13 protein-coding genes are annotated in these 13,754 nt (G+C 63.9%); 12 read left to right on the top strand and 1 reads right to left on the bottom strand.

The window, feature by feature from the left end; genetic code table 11:
- Window positions 1-199 precede the first annotated feature (199 nt).
- From G6N34_RS21175 to G6N34_RS21155, 5 genes are all read left to right on the top strand, one after another.
- Complete coding sequence (locus tag G6N34_RS21175) at window positions 200-1,666, top strand: aldehyde dehydrogenase (protein WP_085151729.1); 1,467 nt, start codon at window positions 200-202, stop codon at window positions 1,664-1,666.
- The gene (locus G6N34_RS21170) at window positions 1,663-2,442 is read left to right on the top strand and encodes a substrate-binding periplasmic protein (RefSeq protein WP_085151728.1); all 780 of its coding nucleotides are present in this window, start codon (window positions 1,663-1,665) and stop codon (window positions 2,440-2,442) included. The genes G6N34_RS21175 and G6N34_RS21170 overlap by 4 nt, the downstream gene beginning before the upstream one ends.
- Window positions 2,443-2,683: 241 nt before the next feature.
- Window positions 2,684-4,138 (top strand): APC family permease, encoded by a 1,455-nt coding sequence (locus G6N34_RS21165; RefSeq protein ID WP_163645459.1) that lies wholly within the window; start codon window positions 2,684-2,686, stop codon window positions 4,136-4,138.
- Window positions 4,139-4,261: 123 nt separating this feature from the next.
- Window positions 4,262-4,831, top strand: a complete 570-nt coding sequence (locus tag G6N34_RS21160) for a nuclear transport factor 2 family protein (protein ID WP_085151726.1) — start codon at window positions 4,262-4,264, stop codon at window positions 4,829-4,831.
- Between the two features lie 35 nt (window positions 4,832-4,866).
- Window positions 4,867-5,244 (top strand): nuclear transport factor 2 family protein, encoded by a 378-nt coding sequence (locus G6N34_RS21155; RefSeq protein ID WP_308213237.1) that lies wholly within the window; start codon window positions 4,867-4,869, stop codon window positions 5,242-5,244.
- 21 nt (window positions 5,245-5,265) lie between these two features.
- Here G6N34_RS21155 and G6N34_RS21150 read toward each other — a convergent pair whose 3' ends face one another.
- Window positions 5,266-6,309: a zinc-binding dehydrogenase gene (locus tag G6N34_RS21150; RefSeq protein WP_085151882.1), complete on the bottom strand. Its 1,044-nt coding sequence runs from the start codon at window positions 6,307-6,309 to the stop codon at window positions 5,266-5,268.
- A 199-nt stretch (window positions 6,310-6,508) separates the two neighbouring features.
- Here G6N34_RS21150 and G6N34_RS21145 point away from each other — a divergent pair, with 199 nt between their 5' ends.
- From G6N34_RS21145 to G6N34_RS21115, 7 genes are all read left to right on the top strand, one after another.
- Window positions 6,509-7,450 (top strand): PDR/VanB family oxidoreductase, encoded by a 942-nt coding sequence (locus tag G6N34_RS21145; RefSeq protein WP_085151724.1) that lies wholly within the window; start codon window positions 6,509-6,511, stop codon window positions 7,448-7,450.
- A gap of 37 nt (window positions 7,451-7,487) precedes the next feature.
- Entirely contained in the window at window positions 7,488-8,204 is a 717-nt protein-coding gene (locus G6N34_RS21140; RefSeq protein WP_085151723.1) for a substrate-binding periplasmic protein, read from the top strand.
- 43 nt (window positions 8,205-8,247) lie between these two features.
- On the top strand, window positions 8,248-8,970 hold the full coding sequence (locus G6N34_RS21135; protein ID WP_085151722.1) for a gamma-glutamyl-gamma-aminobutyrate hydrolase family protein: 723 nt from the start codon (window positions 8,248-8,250) through the stop codon (window positions 8,968-8,970).
- A gap of 99 nt (window positions 8,971-9,069) precedes the next feature.
- Entirely contained in the window at window positions 9,070-9,909 is an 840-nt protein-coding gene (locus G6N34_RS21130) for an LLM class F420-dependent oxidoreductase (protein ID WP_085151721.1), read from the top strand.
- A 55-nt stretch (window positions 9,910-9,964) separates the two neighbouring features.
- A complete protein-coding gene (locus G6N34_RS21125) occupies window positions 9,965-10,744 on the top strand; it encodes a type 1 glutamine amidotransferase (protein ID WP_163645457.1) in 780 nt (259 codons plus the stop codon).
- Between the two features lie 107 nt (window positions 10,745-10,851).
- Entirely contained in the window at window positions 10,852-12,243 is a 1,392-nt protein-coding gene (locus tag G6N34_RS21120) for a glutamine synthetase family protein (protein WP_085151719.1), read from the top strand.
- A 73-nt stretch (window positions 12,244-12,316) separates the two neighbouring features.
- Entirely contained in the window at window positions 12,317-13,729 is a 1,413-nt protein-coding gene (locus G6N34_RS21115; protein ID WP_085151718.1) for an aspartate aminotransferase family protein, read from the top strand.
- The last annotated feature ends 25 nt before the right edge of the window (window positions 13,730-13,754 follow it).

Below are 13,754 nucleotides of genomic sequence, written 5' to 3'. Positions count from 1 at the left end.
GTGTTTTGCGGTAAACACCGCCGCAGCGGATGGGGGCGATCTCGCTGTAGACAGCGGGCCGCACGAATGGCATCATTCCTATGGAATCAGATGTTAGTGGGTAACTTGGTCTGCCTGATGTGGTGACCGTCGGCCGTAATTCCCATCCAGGTTCGAGCCGCGTATCGCGCAGCTCCGCACGGAGGAGAGCTTCAATCAGATGACGTCGGATGACCAGCGCGGCCGGTTTTTGATCGGCGGAAAGTGGATCGCGCCCAGCGGCAGGACGACGATCGACGTCGTCTGCCCGTCTACCGAGGAGACGATCGCGTCGGTCCCGACCGCATCGGTAGAGGACATCGACGCCGCGGTGGGCGCTGCGCGCAACGCCTTCGACGACGGACTGTGGCCCCGAATGGAACTGGCGGAACGGATTTCGGTGCTGCGGCGCTTCCGGGGCCTGCTCGAGGAGAATCTCGAGCTGGTGGCGCAGTTGGTCACGTCAGAGATGGGTGCTCCGATCAGCCAGTCGCGGGCCATCCAGCTCGGAGCTCCGCTGGCACTGCTGGATGCGTACGTCGAGGCGGCCGAACAGTACCCGTTCCGTTCGCTGCGGCTGGCGCCGACGGGCAATGCGCTGGTAGCCCGGGAGCCGGTGGGCGTGGTGGCCGCGGTCGTGCCGTGGAACGTACCGGTGATGGCGGCCATCAACAAGATGGTCCCGGCGCTGTTGACCGGGTGCACCGTCGTCTTCAAGCCGGCGCCGGAAACACCTCTGAGCAGCTACATTATCGCCGAACTGCTGCAGGAGGCGGGGCTTCCCGACGGTGTGGTCAACATGCTCGTCGCCGATCGTGAGGTGAGCGAGTACCTGGTCTCCCACCCCGGCGTCGACAAGGTGACGTTCACGGGTTCGACGGTCGCCGGCCGCCGGATCGCCGCTTTGTGTGGTGAGGATATCCGCCGAGTGACACTCGAACTCGGCGGCAAATCGGCGGCGATCATCCTCGACGACGCGGACCTCGATGCCTGCGTGGAAGCCCTCCGGCTGGGCTCTCTGCGCAACAGCGGCCAGATCTGCACCCTGAAGACACGATTGATCGTCTCCGAACGACGCAGAGATGAGCTTCTCGACCGACTCACTGGGTTGGTGCGGTCGATGCCCGTCGGTGATCCGTTTGACACCGACACTCAGATCGGCCCGCTGGTGAGTGAGCGGCAGCGGGCCAGGGTGGAGGATTACATCGCCTCGGGACGGCATCAGGGCGCGACCCTGGTGACCGGCGGTGGCCGGCCCTCCTCGCTGGATCGTGGCTGGTACGTCGAGCCCACGGTGTTCGCCGACGTCATGCCGGACATGCGGATCGCCCAGGAGGAGATCTTCGGACCGGTACTGGCCGTGCTGAACTACGCCGATGAGAGCCACGCGATCGCGTTGGCGAACGACTCGGACTACGGGCTCAGCGGGGCGGTGTTCTCCGCGGACATCGAGCATGCTCTGGCGGTCGCTGGCCGGATCAAGACGGGAACCGTTGAGATCAACGGGTTCTCGGCGGGCTTCCAAGCCCCGATGGGCGGCTGGAAGCGCAGCGGCATCGGACGTGAAGGGGGCCGGGAAGGCCTGGGCAGCTATACCGAACTGAAGGCCTACGGCCTGCCGCGCGAGTTCGCCGAGGCGCTGCGTTGACCGACCGGGGACTTGTGCAACCGGGTGTACTGACCCTGGGCGCGTGTTCGGGCAGTGGGCCGACGAACGTCCTGCATGCCGACGGTGGGCGCACTGGATTCGAGCCGGGTCTGGCCGATCAGCTCGCCGCCGTCCTGGGATTGTCGGTGCAGTGGATGACGCTCGAGTGGGCGGACCTGTACGGCGCTCTCGCCGGCGGCCGGATCGACGGCATCCTGTACAACCAGACCATCACGGCCGCGCGCCGAGAGCTGGCCGACTTCACGAGGCCATACGGCGTGTTCCATGAAGCGGTGCTGACGGTGGCAGGATCGAACATCCGTGAACTCGATGATCTTGCCGGTCGCAGGTTGGGTGCCATCGAGCGGACCAACAATCACGTTCTGGCGCAGGCGATAGCGGGCGACGGTGTGGTGTCCTACCCGGCGAATGCCGAAGGGTTCGACCAGATGCTGGAGGACCTTCGCCGCGGCCGCATCGACGCGTTGGTGGACAACGAAATCTGGCTTGGTCCCTATACGGCAGAGGGATTCCAGATCGCATTCACGATCCGAACGGGAAACGTCTACGGGATCGCGGTGGTTCGGGGATCTGCGCTGCGTACGCCGTTGGACGACGCGATCTCGGCGATGGAGCGATCCGGGGTGCTGGAAGCGCTGTGGCAACAGTCGTTCCCCGGAATCCCCTATGACCGCCCGCAAGCGGAGGTCGAGCACGATCTGGACACGCTGCGGGCGCTGTTGCGCGAACCTGCGGCCATTCGGGTGAACCACTAGCGCTCAGTCTGGGTTGAGGTCGTCGGCGAGTTGACTTCGGCCGCAACGCATTCAGGCTGGGAGAGTGGGGCAGAAGAATTTTCGCATAAAACATGCGAAAACGTGTGTTATAGGCCATACTCGGTGAGTCAGGGCGATGCCAAGCACGAAAGCCGCCTGTGCTTGGCGTAAACCGCAGTGGGAGCTCTGGACAACCTGTCGATGCCATTCGAGCAACTCGCTCACCTGTAAAGGAATGCCCATGCCAGACGTGTCGCCTCTTGAATTATCCCAGGATGGAGCCACCGCGAATACACCGGAGCTCCGCGGAAACATCGGTGTCTTCGAATTGATGTTCACCGTGCTGGCGTTCGCCGCCCCCGTGGTGGTCGTCGGCAGCTTCTCCTCATTTGTGATCATCTTCGCCGGCGCCGGTGCTCCGTTGGCGTTTGCAATCACCGTTGTCTTTCTGGTGTTGTTCTCGGCCGGTTACACCGCGATGGGACGATACCTACCCAACCCGGGGGCGTTCTACGCCTACATCAGTGCGGGTTTGGGTAAACATCTCGGGTTGGGGTCCAGCTTCACCGCCATCTTCGGCTACTTCATGATGAACATGGCGATGGCGTCGTTCTTCGGCTACATCCTCAACGATTTCATCGTCAACATGCTGGGTGGCCCGTCGGTGCCGTGGTACCTGTACTCGCTTGCGTGTCTAGTGACCACGGGCATTCTCGGCTATCTGCGGATTGACCTGTCGGCCAAGGTGTTGTGCGTGGCGATGGCGCTGGAGATCGGGATCATCGCGGTGTTCGACTTTGCGGTGCTGCGCGACGGGGGTCCGGAGGGCCGCTCGCTGGAACCGTTCACATTGGGCGCCTTGACCTCCGGCGAGGTGGGACTGGCAGTGCTCTACTGTGCCATCTGCTTCCTCGGATTCGAGGCCACCGCGGTGTATCGCGAGGAGACCAAGGATCCGGCCAGGACCGTGCCGCGTGCGACCTATCTGGCCGTTCTGTTCATCGGATTCGTCTACGTCGTCAGCACCTTCCTGCTGATCACTGCGTACGGTTCCAGCGCTGCCCAGGACGTGGCGAACGAGGACCCGGCCGGCATGTTCCCCAACGCGATGGAGAGTTATGTCGGGACTTGGGCCAGAGATTCGGTCACTGTCCTGATCATCACCTCGACGTTCGCGTGCCTGCTCGCCGTGCAGAACATCCTTTCTCGGTATCTGTTCTCCCTGGCGGTCGACGGTGCTCTGCCGAAGCGACTGGGACGGGTTCATCCGAAGCACAGGTCGCCGGCTGCCAGTTCACTGACGGTGACGGCGGTGGCGATGACCACGATCATTCTGCTGAGCCAGTCCGACCCGATCGTGAACTACGGCCTGTTGTCGGGCACCGGCGGCTTCGCCATCCTGCTGCTGATGTTCCTCACCGGGCTGGCCGTGTTCAACTTCTTCCGCGACAAGCGCGGGGCGCCCGGGACCACGCTCTGGAACGCTACGATCGCCCCCATTCTCGGCAGCATCTGTTTCGGTGTTGTGCTGTATCTGGCGATCACGAACTTCACGATGATGACGGGCGGATCGACTGCCGTGGCGGTCGGACTGCAGACCGCGCTGTGGTCGTCCCTGGTGATCGGAATCGTCGTGGCAGCCGTCCTGCGCCGGAAACGGCCCGAGACGTTCGAGCGAATCGGTCGCCAGGGGTAGCACGAACCGTCGGGTGCCTGGACGGTGGACTTCGCGATTGGCGAGGGGAGTCCACCGCCCGGGCCTTCCGCATGGGGGGCACGCGATTGCAGGGAAACCCGCGACTACAGAAGGGAATACGAAATGAGCCAGCCGACTGTCACCGCCGACAAGGTGGCGCAGTTGATCGCGCGTGCTGAGATCACCGACGTTCTTCTCGCCTATTGCCAGGCGGTCGACCGGCGGGACTGGCAGCAGGTGCTGGAGTGTTATCACGGCGACGCGCTGGATCACCACGGACCGTTCGACGGCACGCCGCAGGAGTTGGTGGCGTGGCTCGATGAGAATCACCGGCACGTGATGGCGTGCATGCATCGGCTCTCCAATGTGTCGATTGATATCACCGACGACAACCAATTCGCGCGGGTCGAGTCCTACTGCATCAGTTACAAGACGATCACCTCGGCGGCGCACGACCCGTGGCTCAACGGCGCCGAAGACAACGGTCTGTACCGTCGGACGGTGGCCTGCCGGTATGTGGACACCTTCGAGAACCGTGCTGATATCGGTTGGCGGATCTTCGACCGCACTGTCGTCCTCGAGTGGATGCGGCGGGAGGACTCGGACCAGTACATCCCGATCGACCCCGAGATGCCGAGCTCGCGGCGGGACCGTACCGACCTGCTCTACGCGCAGCCGGTGACCACGCGGTAGAAAGGCTGACACCAACCATGCCGAGCCGGGAACACGTGGCCTCAACCGTTAGGCGGTACCTCGACCTTGTTGCCGAGGGCGGACGGGTCGACGACATCGTCGATCTCTATGCCGAGGATGCGGTCATCGAGGATCCCGTGGGCGACGAGCCGATCGTCGGACACCAGACGATCTGGAACTTCTACGGAATCGTCGAAAACGACCGAGCTGAAACCGAACTGGTCACTCTGCGAGCCACGGATCGGGAGGCCGCCTTCGTCTTCAACCTGACACTGCACTACGGCGCCAGGAGAATGCGGATCGAGGTCCTCGAGGTCATGGTCTTCGGCGAGGACGGCAAGATCGCGTCGATGAAGGCCTACTGGTCGGCTGAGAACATCACCGAGTGGACGGTGCCGGACGAAGTGAGCTGAGGGATGCCGGTCCTGGTGCGGTCAGGGCTGCACCAGGATCCGGATCGGGTTGCCCTCCTGGCGGACAAGGCGGTCGATGCCGGCGGCGACCTGATCCAGGGGGACAATCTCACTGATCGACTGCGAGAGATCCAGCCGTCCGCGTGCAACCAGTCCGGCGAGTATTGCGACATCGGAGTTCTGGTAGCCAAGGTGCGCCAGTATCTGCTTCCGCGAGACACCGAACTCCGACGTCGTTCCCAGGCTGGGGGAGTCGGCACTCAGCCCGACCAGTACGAGACGCCCGCTGCGGGCCGTGTTCTCCAGTGCCTGTTGGAAAGACGCGTTGCGCCCGACGGCGTCGAAGGTGACGTCGAGTCCCTTTCCTTGCGTGGCTTCGGTGATCCTGGACGCCAGGTTCTCGTCGCGAGCGTCGAAGGCGTAGTCGGCCCCCAGGGACACCGCGCGTTCGAGCACCGCCGGATTGGTGTCCACCGCGACGATCGGCGCGGCACCGGAGAGTCGGGCCATCTGCACCATGTGGCTGCCGAGCCCGCCGACGCCCCAGATGCCCACCGACTCACCGACCGACACCCTGCCGGTGCGGACGACGGCACCGAACGGCGTAGCCACGGCGTCGGCGAGGATCGCCGCGTGCTGCATGGACACCTCGTCCGGGACGCGTGTCAGGCCCAGCGAGTGCGCGACCGTGTATTCGGCCCAGCCGCCGTCATAGTCGCAGCCCATGATCAGCATCTGGTTGCAGTTCGCGAGATCGCCGCGTACACAACGATCGCAGCGATGGCAGGGCTTACCGGCCTCGACAATGACGCGGTCACCCACCTGCCAGCCGGCGACGCCGGGGCCGAGTTTCGCCACCGTCCCGGATGTCTCGTGGCCCTGGGTGACCACAGGCTGTTGCGACGGGAAGTTCCCGTCGATCACGCTGAGGTCGGTGTGGCAGATCCCGCAGTACGCGACACGGACGAGGACCTCGCCGGGACCGGGTTCGGGGATCGGAATGTCCTCTACCGCAACGGTTCCAGTGTCAGCATAGAACCGCTGTGCACGCATCATGCTCGCCATGGTGATCGTCACCCGTCCCTTCGTCGTGGGTACCAAGACCCTAATGTGGCGAACCTTTGATATCTAGTTTTAGATATATTAACCTGGCTTGAGCGGCTCGTCATTGGAGACGAAACATCTTGGCCGCCAAAAGAACGGTCGGATCCGAGCGGTCCGGTCGTGATCAGCCGGGCGCGGTTCTCACACGAAAGGAAGCGCCATGACGGCGTCAATGTCGACCATTCGAGTCCGGGTCATCAACAAGACCGACATCGCCGACGACGTGGTGGAGGTCGGTTTCGAGGCCGTCGACGGGTGCGAGCTGCCGCCGTGGTCGCCGGGTGCGCATATCGACCTGCATCTCCCCAACGGGTGCGTTCGCCAGTACTCGCTGTGCGCCGATGTCGATGAGCGGAACCGGTGGCGCGTGGCGGTGCTGCTCGATCGCGAGGGTCGCGGCGGATCGCGGTACATCCACGAGGAACTCGCCGTTGGTGCGCAGCTGGTGGTCTCGCAGCCGCGGAACAACTTTCCGCTCAAGCCGGCGGACGGTTACGTGTTCGTCGCCGGCGGTATCGGGATCACTCCGCTGTTACCGATGATCCGTCATGCCGAAGCGTCCGGGAGTAGGTGGCGCCTGACGTACGGCGGCCGGACTCTCACGCGAATGCCGTATCTGGAGGAACTGCGCCGGTTCGGGGCGCGGGTGGACCTGTGGCCACAGGACGAACGGGGAGTCATCGACCTCGATGCGGTCTTCGCGGGTTGTAGCGCCGGAGAGGCGGTCTACACCTGCGGACCCGAAGCGATGTTGAACGCGATCGAAGGCCGGGATTGCCTGGCGTCGGTGCACATGGAACGGTTCCGGGCCGCTACGGCGCCCGATGCCGGTGGCGATTCCTTCGAGGTCGAACTGGCGGTGACCGGGAAACGGTTGACGGTGCCCGCCGGCCGGTCGCTTCTCGACGTGCTGCGGGACGAGACGCCTGATCTGCCCTCGTCCTGCGAGGAGGGCATCTGCGGGGCGTGTGAGGTATCTGTGCTCGACGGCGTGCCGGATCATCGCGACAGCGTTCTGGATGCCGACGAGCGCGAATCCAACAAGTTGATGATGCCGTGCGTGTCGCGCTCCCGATGCCCGCTGCTCGTGCTCGATCTCTGAAACAACCGACACCCGAAATCTGAAGGAAGAGGACAACATGGCCGCGAAACTCAGCACCATCACCGCGGGGACGCTGAAGATCAGCGCGATGAGCAACGATGCGCCACCGCTGATGTCGACTGTCGACGGCCATCGTGTGGGCTTCGAGGCCGACCTCGGCCGGGCGCTGGCGGATGAGCTGGGCCTGACGCTCGAGTGGGTGTCGGTCGAGGAGTGGGGGCAGCTGCGTGTCGAGCTCGACACGGGTCGATGCGATGCGATCCTGTGCTGCCAGGCCATCACCCCGGACCGCGAGAAGGAAGTGGCGTTCACCCGGCCGTATGCCTCCTTCGACGAGGGCATCGTGGTGCGGGTGGACAGTGCCATCACCAGTGCGGAGGACCTCGCGGGGCGAAAGGTCGGTGCGGTGGCCGGAACCACGAACATCGCGCTCGCCCGTTCATTCTCCGGTGCCACGGCCGTGGAGTTCGGAAGTGGTGACGACGCACTCGGTGCGATGTGCGACGCCGTGGTATCCGGCGAGGTGGACGCCATGATCGACGATGAGCTGCTGCTTCCCGCAGTCACCGCGAGTGGCGAGCTCCGCGTCGCCTTCGTGTGCCCCACCAAGAATCCGTGCGCCCTCGCGCTGCGTAAGGAATCGGGAGATCTGGTCGCCGCACTGGATGAGGCACTGACGCGCATGTTCGACGACGGTCGGATGCGCACACTCTGGCAGGCGCACTTCACCGAGAAGGCCTTCCCGTTCGCGTGAACGAGCCTCGAGGCAGAAGTATGACCACGACGAAAGGCATGACATGGGCCGCCGGGTGATCCGCATCGGAGTGTGCGCCGTCTACGACACCATCCAATTAGGGCACTACACGGCTGAGGCCAGCCTTCTGCCCCAGCCCTATATCGACGCGATCGACCGGGCCGGTGCGTTGCCGGTGATCTTCGCGCCCGGTGAGAGAATCGTCGACGATCCCGATCTCGTCCTCGACACGGTGGACGCTCTGTTGCTGGCGGGAGGCTCCGACGTCGACCCCGCGCGGTACGGGCAGCAACCTCATGCGGAGACCGGGGGAATCTCGGTACGACGCGACGATTCAGAGTTCGCCCTCGCCACACGGGCCCTGGCGACGGGCAAGCCCATGCTGGGCATCTGCCGGGGAATGCAACTGCTGAACGTGGTCTGTGGCGGCAGCCTTGACCAGCACCTGGACAACGCCGAAGACCACGTCGGGCCCAAGGGCCAGCCGTTCGTCAAACACGACGTCCGGGTCACGCCCGGTAGTCTTGCGGCCCGCTGCGTCGGGGCGCCGCAGACGACTGTGATGTCAGAGCACCACCAGGGCGTCCGCGAGGTGGGTGAAGGCCTGGTCGTGACCGGTCGCAGTGTCGAGGACGGGATCATCGAAGCGATCGAGTATCGCGACCATCCGTTTGCGCTCGGTGTGTTGTGGCACCCGGAACGTGATCCGGAATCACAGGTCATCGAGGGTTTTGTGGAGCACGTCCGGCGGCTCACCGGTAACTGAACGTGTGTCGGCAGTCTCTCCGTCGTGCGGATGTGATGGCAGTCATTCTTTGTTAAGCTATAAAAACCTAAGTTATAGGAACGGCCTGAGGGGCGGCGGATGAAGTTCGGCATCTCGGTGTTCGTCAACGACGACACCATCGACACGGTGACCCTGGCGCGCGCGATAGAGGAGCGCGGGTTCTGTTCGATGATGGTGGCTGAGCACACGCATATCCCGGTAAGCCGTAGGTCGCCCTTCCCTGCGGGCGGAGATCTGCCCGACGTCTACTACCGCACCCTCGATCCCTTCGTGACGTTGGCTGCAGCAGCGGTGGTCACGCAGAAGATCGAGCTGTTCACCGGTGTGTCACTCCTGGTGCAACGCGACCCCATCATCACCGCGAAGGAGGTCGCCAGCGTCGACCTGCTGTCGGGCGGCCGGTTCGTTTTCGGGGTGGGCGCGGGTTGGAACATCGACGAACTGTCGCAACACGGTACGGATCCGAAGACGCGCGGTGCGCTACTGGACGAGCGGATCGAGGCCGTCAAGGCGTTGTGGACCTCCGAGCCCGCGGAATACCACGGCAGATTCGTCGATTTCGAACCGTCGTACATGAGGCCGAAACCGGTTCAGCGGCCGCATCCGCCACTGTTCATCGGCGGGGGGACCGATGCGACGATCAAACGCATCATCCGTCATGAGGCGGGTTGGGTGTCCAATCCGATGACGGTCGAGGAGTTGGCCAAGCGGGTCAGGCAGCTACGGGAGGGTGCCCGGCACGAAGTTCCGCTGGTGATGTCGGGGGTGCCGATAGACCTCGAGTACTGGAAAGTCGCGCAGGACTTGGGATTCGGTCAACTCGCTCTGCGTCTACCGACCCTGTCCAGGGATGAGACGTTGCGGGTCCTGGACGAGTATGTGGCCCAGGTGGACAAGTACGTCGGCTCCCCGTCGTAGGTGTAGCCGAGTGTCCGGCGTGACCGCAGAAGCACAGCAGAGAGGTGAGGTCTTGATGCCGTCCATGGGTGAGCCCACGATCCTGGTGGTAAACCATCCGCTGATCTCGGACCCGGGTCTGTTCAGGCCGATCGTGGAGAACCGGGGCTATGCCATCGAAGAGGTGGACTACTCGCTCGATCAACGTCCGGCACGCCCGATCGGCGAGTATGCCGCGATGGTGGTCATGGGTGGGTCGCCGCAGGTCGACGAAGAGGACAAGCATCCCTGGCTGGTGACAGAGAAGGCGGCGATCCGCGAGGCCGTCGACAACGGAACGCCCTACCTCGGGGTGTGTTTCGGAGCTCAGCTGCTCGCCGATGTCGCCGGCGGCGTGGTGCGACCGGCCACGGTTCCTCGCCACGGCTGGGGTGACGTGGTCCGGTGTGGCGGCGCGGACGGGGACCCCGTCTTCGGTGGGCTCCCCACGGTGTTCCGAACGGTGGTCTGGCAGCACTACGAGATCGAATGTCCGCCGAACGCCACTCAGATGGCCCGTAGTGCGACCGCGCTGCACGGCTTCAGGATCGACGGGAAGCCCGCCTGGGGAACCCAGTTCCACCCGGAGGCCGGCCCGGTCGAGATTCGTTCCTGGATCGACTCTCTCAACAGTGTCGACGAGATAACTTCGGACGCAGCCGAACTCGTGCTTGCCGAGGCGGAGGTGTACCACCGGCAGCAATTGTTGTTGTCGGACACCATTTGTGGCGCCTTTCTGCGCGTGGTTGACGAGAGGTCCAACGCGTCCCAGCTGCGACTTGGAGCTTCGAATTGCGAGCTCTCCATTGACGACTAAGATCTAAACTTGTAACTTATCGTTGAGACGTGAATCACGCTCGTGTTCCTGGAGTGGGACCATCCACAAGACGAGCAGCCCCAAAGCCCAATCACACAGGAGGACGAGTGTCGATCCCCAATCTGGAAGAGCTGTACGCAGACGCGGAGCGCAAGGCGCGGATCATCGAGATGGAACGCGAGATGACCGCCGCTGGCGTGAAACACGTACTGCTGCAGTACGTGACGGTGCAGGGCCGCGTGCTGTGCAAGGTCGTCCCAACTGAGTACTGGGTTCAGGCTGCCACCAAGGGGATGAACCTGGCCTACCTGATTGCCGCCGGACAGCACATCACCAAGAGCGGGGAGGCCGTCGGACGGGATCCGGTCACCGCGCAGGAGGGCTTGATGATGCCCGACCTGGACACCTACGCCGTCCTGCCCTGGGACACCCGGTTCGCAACGGTGTTCTGCACTCACTACCGGCGTCTCGACGATGCTGAAGCCCCGGGCGCCTACGCCGAGGACGACGCCCGCGCGGTCTTGAAGGCTGCCCTCGAGGATCTCCGGAATGATTTCGGGATCACCGCGCGCAGTGGCTGCGAACCGGAGATGAGCTGGTTCACCGGCCGGAACGCGATCGACACCTCCCGCAGTCACTACCCGGACTACATCGGAACGTCGTACTCCTACCGCCATCTCGATGATGTCCGCGAAGTGCTGGCCAAGGTCAGTGAGTACGCCACAGCGCTCGGGTTCACCATGATCCAGGCGGATTACGAAGATCCGGGTCAGCTGGAGATCAACTTCCTGTACGACGATTTCCTCAAGACCGCCGACAGGTTGGTCACCTACCGGCAGATCTGCATGCAGGTCGCCAAGGAACTCGGCATTCTGGCGACCTTCATGCCCAAGCCGGTGCACGGAATCATGGCCAACGGCTGTCACCATCACGTCAGCTTCTGGCGCGGCGAAGAGAACATCATGCTGCATCCGTCGGGGCATCAGTACCAGATGAGTGACGAGGGTCTGCACGCCGTCGGCGGCCTGCTGAGCCACGCGCGCGGCATGTCCGCTCTGATGTCGCCCACGGTCAACTCCTACAAGCGTTACCTCGACGTCAACTGGTCGCCCAGCGTGACGTCCTGGGGATACGACAACCGAGTCTGCGCGTTCCGGGCGTTGCCCGGCCGGGTGGAGGTTCGCCAGCCCGATGCCAGCGTCAACCCCTACCTGTCACACCTGGCCATCGTCGCTGCCGTCCGCGACGGGTTGAAGAACAACCTCGATCCGGGGCCTGCGCAGGCAGGGGAGACCACCGAGGGCACCAAGGAGTTCGCGCCGCTTCCCATCACCCTCGACGAGGCATTGAACGCGTTCGAACAGGACGAGGTGATCTCCGGCGCACTGCCGCCCCAGTTGCGCGAGAACTTCCTGCGCTGCAAGCGCGACGAGTGGATGCGTTTCTGCGGTGCCATCACCAACTGGGACTTCGATACCTACTTGAACTACGTCCCCTGACAGTCGGAGAACGAGTGCTCCGGCTGTGTGTCGGGGTCGGTCGGGGCGCCCACCAAAACGTGAGAAGGTCTAGATGACAGAGAATCTGATGAACGAAGCCCAGCTCAACGAGGCGGCGGGCAGACATCTTCTGTTGCATTTCAGCGAGATGTCCGCCTATCCGGACCGACCGTTCCCGATGATGGTTCGCGGTGAGGGTGCCTATGTGTGGGACAGCGCAGGGCGGCGATACGTAGACGGCTTGGCGGGCTTGTACACGGTGAACGTCGGACACGGGCGTCGGGCGATCGCCGATGCAGTGCACCGCCAGCTCAATTCCCTTGAGTACTTCCCACTGTGGAACTTCGTGACCCCGGCAGCCGCCCAGCTCGCGGAGAAGATCGCCGAGTTGGCTCCGGGAAACCTGAACCGGGTGTTCTTCACCTCGGGTGGATCGGAATCGGTGGAGTCGGCATACAAGCTGGTCAGGCAATACCAGAAGCTCCGTGGTAACCCGGACAAGAAGAAGATCATCTCACGGACCGGCGCCTATCACGGAATGACGTTGGGAGCGTTGGCGATCTGCGGCCTGCCTGGGATGCAGGAGCCGTTCCAGCCGCTGATGCCGACGGTGCGACACGCTCCGATGGTGGACAGCTACCACGCCGACACGACGCCCGAGCAGCATGCCCTGGACTGCGCGCAAGGGGTTGCCGACGTGATCGCGGTGGAGGGGCCTGAGACGGTCGCCGCCGTGATCGTCGAACCCCTGCAGAACGCCGCGGGTTGCCGTCCCGTCGAACCGGTGTACTACCGACGCCTGCGGGAGATCTGCGACGCCAACGACGTGATGTTGATCTCGGATGAGACCATCTGCTCATGGGGCCGCACCGGTGGCTTCTTCGGTTCGTCGGTGCTGGGCTACCAGCCCGATATCATCACCACGGCAAAGGCTCTCACCTCCGGATATGTTCCCATGGGCGCCGTCATCGTCGGGGATCACGTTGTCGAGCCTTTCCTCGCCCCGGGTGTGGTCTTCGAACACGGTTTGACGTTCGGTGGTCATCCCGCCGCAGCAGCCGCCGGCCTGGCCAACATCGCGGTGCTGGAAGAGGAGAACCTCAGCCAGCGGGCGGTGGAACTCGGCGAGTACATGCAGCGCGGGCTGTCGGAGCTGCTGCGCCTGCCGATCGTCGGTGACGTCCGAGGCGGCGGTTACTTCCGCGCGGTCGAGCTCGTCGCCGATCAGGGCACAAAAGCTCCGCTGCCGACGGAGGTACTCCAGCGCTGGTCCCGTGAGATCACCCCGGCGCTACTGGAACGGGGCGTGATCTGCCGGGCGATGCACCGCGGGTCACCGATCATCCAGTTCGCGCCGACCCTGGTGACCAGCGAGGCCGATATCGACCACATGGTGTCGGCGCTGGGTGAGGTCCTGGAACCGATGTCTGCGGAGTTCCACTCCGGTTCGGGAGCCGCACAGCCCGTCCACAGCCTCACCGTCTGAACCTCTGAGACAGGAAATCCCGCAC

The sequence above is a fragment of the Mycolicibacterium confluentis genome (assembly GCF_010729895.1).
Taxonomy (GTDB): Bacteria; Actinomycetota; Actinomycetes; order Mycobacteriales; family Mycobacteriaceae; genus Mycobacterium; species Mycobacterium confluentis.
The sequence above is the reverse complement of the archived record's forward strand: the minus strand, read 5'-3'. Positions and strand labels throughout refer to the sequence as shown.

Excerpts from the sequence above, each read along its gene's own strand:
- G6N34_RS21140 (WP_085151723.1), top strand. The coding sequence starts at position 7,488 with ATGGCCGCGAAACTCAGCACCATCACCGCGGGGACGCTGAAGATCAGC.
- G6N34_RS21115 (WP_085151718.1), top strand. The coding sequence starts at position 12,317 with ATGACAGAGAATCTGATGAACGAAGCCCAGCTCAACGAGGCGGCGGGC.
- G6N34_RS21145 (WP_085151724.1), top strand. The coding sequence starts at position 6,509 with ATGACGGCGTCAATGTCGACCATTCGAGTCCGGGTCATCAACAAGACC.
- G6N34_RS21125 (WP_163645457.1), top strand. The coding sequence starts at position 9,965 with ATGCCGTCCATGGGTGAGCCCACGATCCTGGTGGTAAACCATCCGCTG.
- G6N34_RS21135 (WP_085151722.1), top strand. The coding sequence starts at position 8,248 with ATGGGCCGCCGGGTGATCCGCATCGGAGTGTGCGCCGTCTACGACACC.
- G6N34_RS21165 (WP_163645459.1), top strand. The coding sequence starts at position 2,684 with ATGCCAGACGTGTCGCCTCTTGAATTATCCCAGGATGGAGCCACCGCG.
- G6N34_RS21130 (WP_085151721.1), top strand. The coding sequence starts at position 9,070 with ATGAAGTTCGGCATCTCGGTGTTCGTCAACGACGACACCATCGACACG.
- G6N34_RS21175 (WP_085151729.1), top strand. The coding sequence starts at position 200 with ATGACGTCGGATGACCAGCGCGGCCGGTTTTTGATCGGCGGAAAGTGG.
- G6N34_RS21150 (WP_085151882.1), bottom strand. The coding sequence starts at position 6,309 with ATGGCGAGCATGATGCGTGCACAGCGGTTCTATGCTGACACTGGAACC.
- G6N34_RS21160 (WP_085151726.1), top strand. The coding sequence starts at position 4,262 with ATGAGCCAGCCGACTGTCACCGCCGACAAGGTGGCGCAGTTGATCGCG.